Annotated in this window: 5 protein-coding genes; 3 read left to right on the forward strand and 2 right to left on the reverse strand. The window is 68.2% G+C overall.

Annotated features, from left to right (window positions below):
* Entirely contained in the window at nt 1-2,313 is a 2,313-nt protein-coding gene (locus IT182_05205) for a CHAT domain-containing protein (protein MCC6162730.1), read from the reverse strand.
* Nucleotides 2,314-2,318: 5 nt separating this feature from the next.
* On the reverse strand, nt 2,319-4,028 hold the full coding sequence (locus IT182_05210; protein MCC6162731.1) for a S8 family serine peptidase: 1,710 nt from the start codon (nt 4,026-4,028) through the stop codon (nt 2,319-2,321).
* Nucleotides 4,029-4,427: 399 nt separating this feature from the next.
* Here IT182_05210 and IT182_05215 point away from each other — a divergent pair, with 399 nt between their 5' ends.
* The 3 genes from IT182_05215 to IT182_05225 are packed head-to-tail and all read left to right on the forward strand — an operon-like array spanning nt 4,428 to nt 9,169.
* Nucleotides 4,428-6,398 carry a hypothetical protein gene (locus IT182_05215; GenBank protein MCC6162732.1) on the forward strand — a complete coding sequence of 657 codons (1,971 nt, stop codon included), beginning with the start codon at nt 4,428-4,430 and terminating at the stop codon, nt 6,396-6,398.
* A gap of 2 nt (nt 6,399-6,400) precedes the next feature.
* Nucleotides 6,401-7,711 carry an NADH:flavin oxidoreductase gene (locus IT182_05220; protein MCC6162733.1) on the forward strand — a complete coding sequence of 437 codons (1,311 nt, stop codon included), beginning with the start codon at nt 6,401-6,403 and terminating at the stop codon, nt 7,709-7,711.
* A 12-nt stretch (nt 7,712-7,723) separates the two neighbouring features.
* Complete coding sequence (locus IT182_05225; GenBank protein ID MCC6162734.1) at nt 7,724-9,169, forward strand: cytochrome c; 1,446 nt, start codon at nt 7,724-7,726, stop codon at nt 9,167-9,169.
* Nucleotides 9,170-9,237: the final 68 nt, after the last annotated feature.

A 9,237-nucleotide genomic window follows, 5' to 3' on the forward strand; every position in this document is an offset into this window, starting at 1 on the left:
TCACGGCTCTCCGATCGCGCTGAGGACGTCCTCGTCGGTGGCGGCCACGAGCAGGTTGGCGTCCTGCAGCGTGAGCAACACGGTGTGCAGCGGTTCGGCGTGCTCGCGGAACTGCGACGGATACCCCGATGCCGTCGCCCTGTGGATCGACGCGTAGAAGCGATCGTCGAGCAGTGGCAGCGTCGGAGAGAACATGAGCGGCTTGTCGCGGTGCAGCAGCAGGTGCAGATAGATCGACCTGTCGTTGACCGCTTCCCTGAGCGGCTGGAGCTCTTCGCGGATCGCCCAGTTGGACACGGCGTCGAGGGCCTTGCGCACCTGCTCGTAAGGCTCGGCGTAGTTCATGTCCTTGCGATACGTGAAGGCCACGGGGATCGGATCCTGGTCGGTGCCGAGACCTCCCGCCCGCAGGAGATCGATCACGAAGCGTCCCGCCGCACCGGCGTAGCGCTGCACCTCGTCGAGCAACACCACCGCCATCGCGTCATGCGACTGCGCGGCCGACGATCCGAGGTGCGCCATCACCTCGTCGCGCACGTGCCACAGGTCGCGCTGCAGTGCGATGCGGAAGCCATCCGTCTCGTCGAGCGCGAACGCGGCGTCGACCTCAGGGCTGATGGTGGCCGTCCGACCGTTGATCGCCTTGGTCAGCTCCAGGACCTGCGGCGTCCACGCGGCGGGGAGGCCGTGGTTCAGGCGCGTCTGCATGGCGGCGGCGAGGATCTCGCGCGCGATGCCACGGACGTCCGTCGGGCGCTCCGGCGACACCTGGTTGTGCAGGCGCAGACACGGCACATGACCCGCGTGGACCGCCGCCACGGCCAGCTCTTCGAGCAATCGTGATCCGCCGAGTTGCTTGTCCGGATCCGTATCGCTCATCGCGATGCCGAGCAGACGCCGCGTCCCGCGCGACGGTGGCGCCATCGCCTCGCGCCAGTGATCGAAGAAGCGCAATCGTCCGCAGAAGGCCGGCGGGTCGGCCTGCCGACGGAACTGGCGCACGGCCGATTCACGACGACGTGCGGCGGCCAGTTCCTCGGCGTCCACGGCGAGCGAGGCAGACGCTTCGACGAACACGACAGGCGTCGCCCAGTCGATGGTGTCCTGCGGATCGAAGCCGTGCGTGAACGCGCCGCGTCGCCCCGCCGCAGCGGACCAGGTCGGGTCGCCACGCAGGAGCGACTGATAGAACTGACGGGTGAAGAGGCGGCACGCCAGATCCGCAACCTTCCCGCCCATGCCGATCACGAGCGCTGGGCCGCCGTGCAGCCCGTCGCCCGCCACGAGTTCGGCGCCGAGCGGTGCCGTGCCCATCGCCGTCGGCAGCGCACCGGCACCGCCGCCGAACACGGGGATGCTCGCCACGCGATCGACGGGATCGGCCGCCGTCGGCGCAGGGGGCGTCGCGCTGTAGCACGCGTTCAGCACGACGACGGGCGGGTACTGCACGCGGTCGGCGGCGTCCTTCCACGACATCAACGCGAGCAACTGCGGCGCCGTGTAGTCCTGGAACGGCAGCCCGGGATCCGATGCGAGCAGGCGCAGCGCGCCACGACCATCGGCAAACCCGCCATGACAGATGAAGTGGACAACGGAGGGACGGAACTCGGTGACAGCTTGCTGCAGGCTCTCCGCCGTCGCGTCGCGCAGCACGCGCGAGTCGATGGTGAGATCGAGCGCCTGCAGCCGTCGCAGCAGCCCGAGGTACTCCGCGCCGGCCCTGATCTCCGTGTCTCCCTGCAGCGCCCCGACCACGAACAGCACGCGAGGCGTGAACACGCGCGGCATGCCGCTCGACGCGACGGCCGCGATCTCCCGGCTCATGAGCACCAGCGGTCCGGGTCGCGCGGCGAGGAAGTGCACGCCGTCGTGCATCAACTCCCACGGCAGCCGCATCAACGGCCACTCGCCGGACGGACACGCGATGCGCAGATCGATCGCCGCACCGTCGGCTCGCTCGACGATGGTGGACCAGACGGATGCACCGAGTACGAGTTCGAAGAGATAGCGTCCGAATCGGCGAGGCATCCCGTCGGACGCCTGTCCAGATGCCAGGCTGGCGTACCAGTGCCCGAGCGTGCGCGCGTCGAGCGCGTGCAGATCCGCTGCATCGGCACGGTCGACGGCAAGCGGCGCATGACACGCAGGGAACGTCAGCAGCGTGTCGTCGTCGTGCGGCAGCGGCAGGCGCGCGATCGTGCGAGTGGATCCCGGCAGCGCGACGCCTGTCGCATCCCGCACCTCACTGGTCCACGCGCCCGTCGCGTCAGGAACCAGCACGATCGCGAAGCGCACGAGCGGCGTCACCGTCATGCCCTTCAGGAGATGCGGGCGAGGAGTGCCGGCGAGCCCTCACGCTGCAGCCGTGGTGCTGCCGCGACGCGTGCGGCCGTGGCCAACGGTCCCGACCGCCTGATCGACTGCCCGCGCTTCTTCGGACGAGGCGGTGCGAGCACACGTGCGCGCACGTCAGGGTTCGTGGCAACGTGGAACAAGAGCTCGTCGCCGAATTCGGAGAGCACCGCCGGCAGTTCACCATCCGTCGTGTCGAGCAGACGCACGAGTCCGCGCCTGACGCGCTCCGGATCGACGTCCGGGTAGTACGGCAGAAAACGATCCGCGTCGTTCTGCCGGCGCGGCGCCATCGGCATCGCGCGCACGCGCAGACCCGCGGCGGGCGGTGTGGATGGCAGCGGCGCCGAGAGCAGCTTCACCGCGTCGAGGATGCCGGCACCGTGCTTGTCGGTGCGCCAGCCCGGAGGCGTGTCCACGCCGTGCGTCATCAGGACTTCCTTGAAGACGCTCGCGATCTGCCCCTTGCCGTAGCGCGTGATGAGCGCGTCTCGGCCGTGGTGCGCCAGCCACAGCGCGCACGCACCCGCCGTTGTCGCCACCGCGTACGACGTGCCCGATCCGACGTCCACGATGTCGTCGTCCTGGCCGGCATCCTTGCCCGGCCGCGCGACCCATACCGTCTCCCCGGGCGCCGTGACGTCCACTGTGTCGCCGGTGGCTGACTTGCTCCAGATGCCCTTCTGACAGTTGCACGCCGCGCACGCGATCACCTGATCGAGACGCGCGGGATACACGACCCACGGCCACACGTTCCCGGCCGCGGCGAGGACGACAACGCCCTGACTCACGGCGTACGCCACGGCGCGAGACAACGCACCCGATGGCGTCACACCGCCGAGGCTCATCGAGATGACGTGACACCCGTGATCGGACGCGTAACGGATCGCTTCTGCCAGTCTGTCGAAGCCGAGGAGCACCACGCGCGCCGTCACGCGCAGCGGGACGATGGTGGCGGCGGGCGCCACGCCGGACACGAACGTCTCGCCCGTGCCACCGGTCGAGCTCATGATCACGCTCGCCGTCGTCGTGCCGTGGCCCGGATTGCCGGGCTCGAGCGGGTCCACCGCATCCGTCTTGCGCAGGACGAAGTCGTAGCTGTCCGCAACGCGCACGCGGCCGTCCGCCCAGATCTCCGCGTGGCGCGTGTATCCGGTGTCTGGATGGCCGACCACGATGCCTTCGCCCTTGCTGCGCCCCTGTGGCGTCGGCGGCACGAGTGCCCACGCCTCCTTCACGCGGCACAACTCGATGCTCCACTCGGGATTGCCGGCCGCACACGGCAGGGGCTTGTCGGGACTGAAATCGCGCGGCCGGAATCCCGGCCTGACGACGGGCGGATCGAGCACACCCGGTGGCGGTTCGAGACCCGGCTGATCGATGGCCGGCTCCGCTTCGGCGATGTCGCGATGTCCGGCGAGCGCGCGCGCAAGCGTCCACGCCTCGCCGGCGTCGATCGCGTCGCCCGATGCCAGGGTCACGCGATAGTCCCGCGCGCCGCGTCCGAGCGGTTCGATGCGATACCCGTCGCCGATCGCCGCGCGTACCGCCGCCTCCGCGATCGACGCGGCGCGCGCATCGTCACGCTCGGTCGGCGCGGCCAGCACGACGATGGCGCGGCAGTGTGCCGTGTACGCGCCGCCGCCTGGTGCCAGAGGCGCGGATGGCGCTGCCATGCGCGCGCGTGGCTTGGACGAACGAACCGTTCCCTGTGATCGACGACGAGACGACGGACGAGCTGACGTCGCCTGAATACTTCGCGGAGCGCGCTTGGCCATGGCATCCCTCGACGCGTCGTGCGTCAACGGCATGATTGCGGGGTCATGTGGCTCAACGCTCGACCGCGAGAGATCGAACAGCATCGAGTTCGCTCGCCGGCAACCGGCAACCGGATGAACCGGCTTCGAACGCCGAAGCCGAAAGGCTCCGGGCTCGAATGTCCGGTTGCCCGTTGCCGGTTGCCCGTTGCCGGCCCGTGACTCTGTGCGATCCGAGACCCGCCGCCGTTCTAGTCGATGTTCCCGATCGATAGTGGTTGGCAATCCGAAAGCAAGAGCTTTCAGGAGGATCCCATGATGCGTACGCGCGCATGGACGATGACGGTGGTAGTGCTGTCGGTGAGTTGGACAGGACTCGCGCTGTTGTCGGCAGGTCGTCCATTCGCTGCCGACAGACTGGCATCCCACGTCGTCAACGCGTCAGGGGCAGCTCAGCCGGTCTACGGATCAGAAGACGACTACGGCTACGGTGGACGCCTGACCGACATCGAACGTGTCGGACGAGATACCTGGTACTTCTGGACCGGTGGCAATCAGAAGTTCTGGTCACGTATGGCAGAGCTTACCGATGGCAACGTCGATCTGCTCGAGTACATCGACTCCCGTCGCCATGGGCGTCGCTTTCGTGACCTTGGCGCCGTCACCCAGCCCGGCTGTGAAGCGGCGACAGGGCCCGATGAGTACGGGCTGTGGCTCGATACCTGTCGGCCCGACGACCTGCCTCCCGAGTTCGGACAGCCCGCCGGAATCGTCGGACTCCGACGGTTCTCGAATCCGACCTTCGATCCAGCCGGGTGGAACGCCGAGACATATCGGTCGCATCCGAAGGGTATGCAGCCGCCCTACCTCATCGGTATGGCGTGCGGGTTCTGTCATGTCGGCTTCAACCCGCTGTCGCCGCCCGTGGATCCCGAGAAGCCCAAGTGGAGCGAGCTCGCAGGCGCGATCGGGAACCAGTACTGGGAGGAAGGCCGCCTCTTCAACCTGAAGATGACGCCACGCGACTTCAGGTGGCATCTCGGCAATCGACAGCCGCCGGGGACGTCGGACACGTCGCGCTTCGCGACGGATCACAATCACAACCCGAGCAACATCAACTCCATCTTCCTGCTGGCCAGTCGGCCGACGGCGATGGAGCAGATGCCTGACGGCAGCGAACGTGCCGTGCACCACATCCTCAAGGATGGTGCCGACTCGGTGGGCGTGGCCGGAGCATCGCTGCGCGTGTACGTGAACATCGGCATGTGCTCGGACCTGTGGCTGTCGCTGATCGATCCGGTGGCCGGACTCTCGCCGCAGAAGCCGTTCCGCATGGCTCAGGCGCGCGAGACGTGCCAGGGCTGGCGCGACACGGAAGCGCGCATGGAGGCGGCGGAGGCATTTCTGAAGACGGTCAAGCCGATGCACCTGGCCGATGCGCCAGGCGGCGCGCGCTACCTCACCGAGTCACCGGACGAGGTGGCGCGCGGCGCACGAGTGTTCGCGCGCGAGTGCGCGCGCTGCCACTCCAGCAAACAGCCGCCGGTGCCGATCGCGGACGCCGCCGCACGCATCGCGTGGTTCGAGGACGCGGTGCGCTCGCCCGACTTCCTGACCGACAACTTCCTTTCCGACGATCGGCGCTATCCGGTGAAGGAGATCGGCACGAACGTCGCGCGCGCGATCGCGACCAACGCGCAGCGCGGCAACGTGTGGGAGGAGTTCTCGTCGGAGACGTACAAGCGACTGCCTGCGGCCGGCGCGATCACCGGCCTCTACAACCCCCAGAAGCCGGACAAGCCGCTGTCGTTCACCGTGGCGCGCGGCGGGTACTACAGGACACCGTCGCTCGTGTCGATGTGGGCCACCGCACCCTACCTGCACAACAACGCGCTCGGCACGTATGTGAAGGACCCGTCCGTGAGCGGCAGGATGACGGCGTTCACCGACGGCGTGCAGAAGCTGCTCTGGCCCGAGAAGCGTCTCGGCGCGCAGTCGATCATCGTCACCAGCCTGCCGAGCGAGCTGGCCGTGACGGGGCGCGACAGACCCGTGCAGATCCCCGCAGGCACGCCCGTCGATCTCATCGCCCGCGTCGACCCCACTCGACTGCCCGCGCTCGTGCGCAATCGCGTCGTGTTGAACCTGTTGTCCGACGATGCGTTGTTCAGGGGCTTCCTGCGCAACAACGTGGCGCCCGACTTCGTGCTCGATCGCGGGCACGTGTTCGGCGCCGAGGCGAGCGACGCAGACAAGCGCGCGTTGATCGCGTACCTGAAGCGGATGTAGCCATGGCCGATCCCATCTTCGAACCCCTGGCGTTCCGATGCCTCACGGTGAAGAACCGGATCTTCCGATCCAACGTGTCCGGACGCTTCGACAACTACGACGGCAGCGGCAACCAGGCACGCATCAACTGGGAGACGAAGTTCGCGGCCGGCGGAGTCGGCGCGATCGTGTCGTCGTTCGTGCCCGTGACGATCCGCGGTCGCATCGTCCCCAACTACGCGACGATCGATCGCGACGAGCGCATCCCGTTCTGGAAGGCCGTCGGACGCGCGGTGCACGAACACGACTGCCGGTTCATCATGCAGTTGTCGCACGCGGGCCGGCAGCGCGACATCCCCGGCATCGAGTACGAGCAGGCGTGGAGTTGCACCGATCGAGACGAACCGCTGCACGGCTTTCCGTGCGTGGCCATGACGCAGCCGCAGATCGGCGAAACGGTGGCGGCGTTCGCGGCAGGCGCGCGACGCGCGCGTGCCGCCGGCCTCGACGGCGTGGAACTGCACGCCGCCAACGGGTACCTCTTCACGCAGTTCCTGAGCTCGGCGATCAACGATCGACGGGACGACTACGGCGGACCACTCCCGCAACGCGCGCGCGTCCTGCTCGAAGTGGTCGCGGCGATTCGCGCAGAAGTGGGGACCGACTTCCACCTGCAGGTGAAGATCAGCGCCGAAGACTACAACGACGCGCTCGACAGGCACGAGAAGCCGGGCAACACGCTGGACGACACGGTGCAGGTGTGCAAGTGGCTCGACGAGGCGGGCGTCGACGCGATCCACGTGTCGTCGGGCAGCTACTTCCCGCACCCGCGCAATCCTCCCGGCTCGTTCCCCGTGAGCGAGCTCGTGAAGACGTACGACCAGCTGCTCTCCAGCGGGAGCCGCGCATTCAGGAACTACCTGCTCTTCCGGTTCGATCCCACGCAGCGCCTTTTCGAGCGCCGCTGGGAGGAGGCGCAAGGCGATCGCATCGAGGGCATCAACCTGCCGGCCGCGCGCGCGATCAAGGAGGCCGTCGGCGTGCCGGTCCTCTGCACGGGCGGATTCCAGAACGCCGAAGTGATCCGTGAAGCGATCCGTCAGGGCTTCTGCGACGCCGTCACGATGGCGCGGCCGCTCATCGCCAACAACGACCTCGTGAAGCAGTTCGCGGCCGGGATGGGCCGGCCCGCGCGCCCGTGTACGTACTGCAACAAGTGTCTCGTCCACGCCGTGGAGAACCCGCTCGGGTGCTACGACGTCACGCGCTTCGACTCGTACGACGCGATGGTGGCGGAGATCATGAGCGTCTTCGAACCGGCACCGTTCGCGTGACGGAGTGATGTCGTGACGTCCGCTCACCGGAACCCGGATGGCGCCCAGGGCCGCGCAGGTACGCTCCTCGCGCTGCTCCTGCTCGCGACGTCGGTCGGCCTGCGCGCCTCGAATCCGGCGCGCAACGACGGCCCCTCGTTCACCGACATCGTCGAGCACTTCAAATACGGATCGATCGGCGCGGAAGAGAACTCGGGGATCCCGTACTGGATCTGGAAGGTGCTGCCCGACGTCTGCGAGTCGGCGCTGCCGGCGCGGGCAGGCTCGGGCTACGAACGCATCGGCTTCCTCTCCGATGGCGCGGCACACGGACGTCCGATCGGCACGTCGTTCAGGCCGGGCAACGGCGATCGCGTCGGTCTCAACTGCGCGACGTGCCACGTGGGCACGCTGCGCGAATCGCCCGATGCGGCGCGGCAGGTGATCGTCGGCATGCCCGCCAACCAGATGGATCTGCAGGGCTACGGCCGCTTCCTCACCGCGTGCGCGAAGTCACCCGCGTTCGAGACCGGCCGTCTCATCGACGCCATCCGCAAGGCCAACCCCGAGTTCGGCTTCTTCTCGCGCCTCGCGTACCGGCTGTTCATCGTGCGCGCCGCGCGCAACGGGATCCTCGATCGCGCGAAGCAGAACGCGTGGTTCGACGACAGGCCCGCGTTCGGTCCCGGACGCGTGGACACGTTCAATCCGTACAAGGTGCTGCTCGGCGTGCCGATGGACACCACCGTCGGCACCGTCGACCTGCCGTCGATCTGGCAGCAGCGGCCGCGTGAAGGGCTGTGGCTCCACTGGGATGGCAACAACGACCGCGTCGAGGAGCGCAACAAGAGCGCGGCGATCGGCGCGGGCGCCACTCCGAAGTCGCTCGACCTGCCGTCGATGGCGCGCATCGAGCGCTGGCTGCTCGACTTCCCGCCGCCTGCGTATCCCGCAGCGCGCATCGACCAGTCGCGCGCCGGCGCGGGCCGCGCCGTGTACGCCACCGCATGCGCCTCGTGTCACGACTTCGGGGAATCGGCCGTCGGCCAGGTCACGCCGATCGACGCGATCGGCACGGATCGCGAGCGCCTCGACTCCTTCACGCCCGCACTCGCCGCCGCAATGAACACGATCGGCAAGGGCCATCCATGGAAGTTCTCGCACTTCCGCAAGACCGGGGGCTACGCGAACATGCCGCTCGACGGTGTGTGGCTGCGCGCGCCGTACCTGCACAACGGATCGGTGCCCGATCTCCGCTCGCTGCTGTTCCCCGAGGAACGCCCGGCGACGTTCTATCGCGCGTACGACGTGTACGACTGGGAACGCGTCGGCTTCGTCAGCACGGGACCTGACGCCGAACGCGAGGGCGTGCGTTTCGACACGAGCCTCCGCGGCAACGCCAACACCGGCCACACGTACGGCACCAGCCTCCCCACAGCCGACAAGCTCGCGCTGCTCGAATACCTCAAGACGATGTAGGGGCGGCCCTGGTGGCCGCCCCTACGTCTCGACCTTCGCCCGGCCCGCAACGTGCGCCATCATTGATG

It is taken from the genome of Acidobacteriota bacterium, assembly GCA_020845575.1.
Taxonomy (GTDB): Bacteria; Acidobacteriota; Vicinamibacteria; order Vicinamibacterales; family Vicinamibacteraceae; genus Luteitalea.

Bases quoted from the DNA above. Each gene is read 5' to 3' on its own strand.
- IT182_05205 (MCC6162730.1), bottom strand. From the start codon at position 2,313: ATGACGGTGACGCCGCTCGTGCGCTTCGCGATCGTGCTGGTTCCTGAC.
- IT182_05210 (MCC6162731.1), bottom strand. From the start codon at position 4,028: ATGGCAGCGCCATCCGCGCCTCTGGCACCAGGCGGCGGCGCGTACACG.
- IT182_05220 (MCC6162733.1), top strand. From the start codon at position 6,401: ATGGCCGATCCCATCTTCGAACCCCTGGCGTTCCGATGCCTCACGGTG.
- IT182_05215 (MCC6162732.1), top strand. From the start codon at position 4,428: ATGCGTACGCGCGCATGGACGATGACGGTGGTAGTGCTGTCGGTGAGT.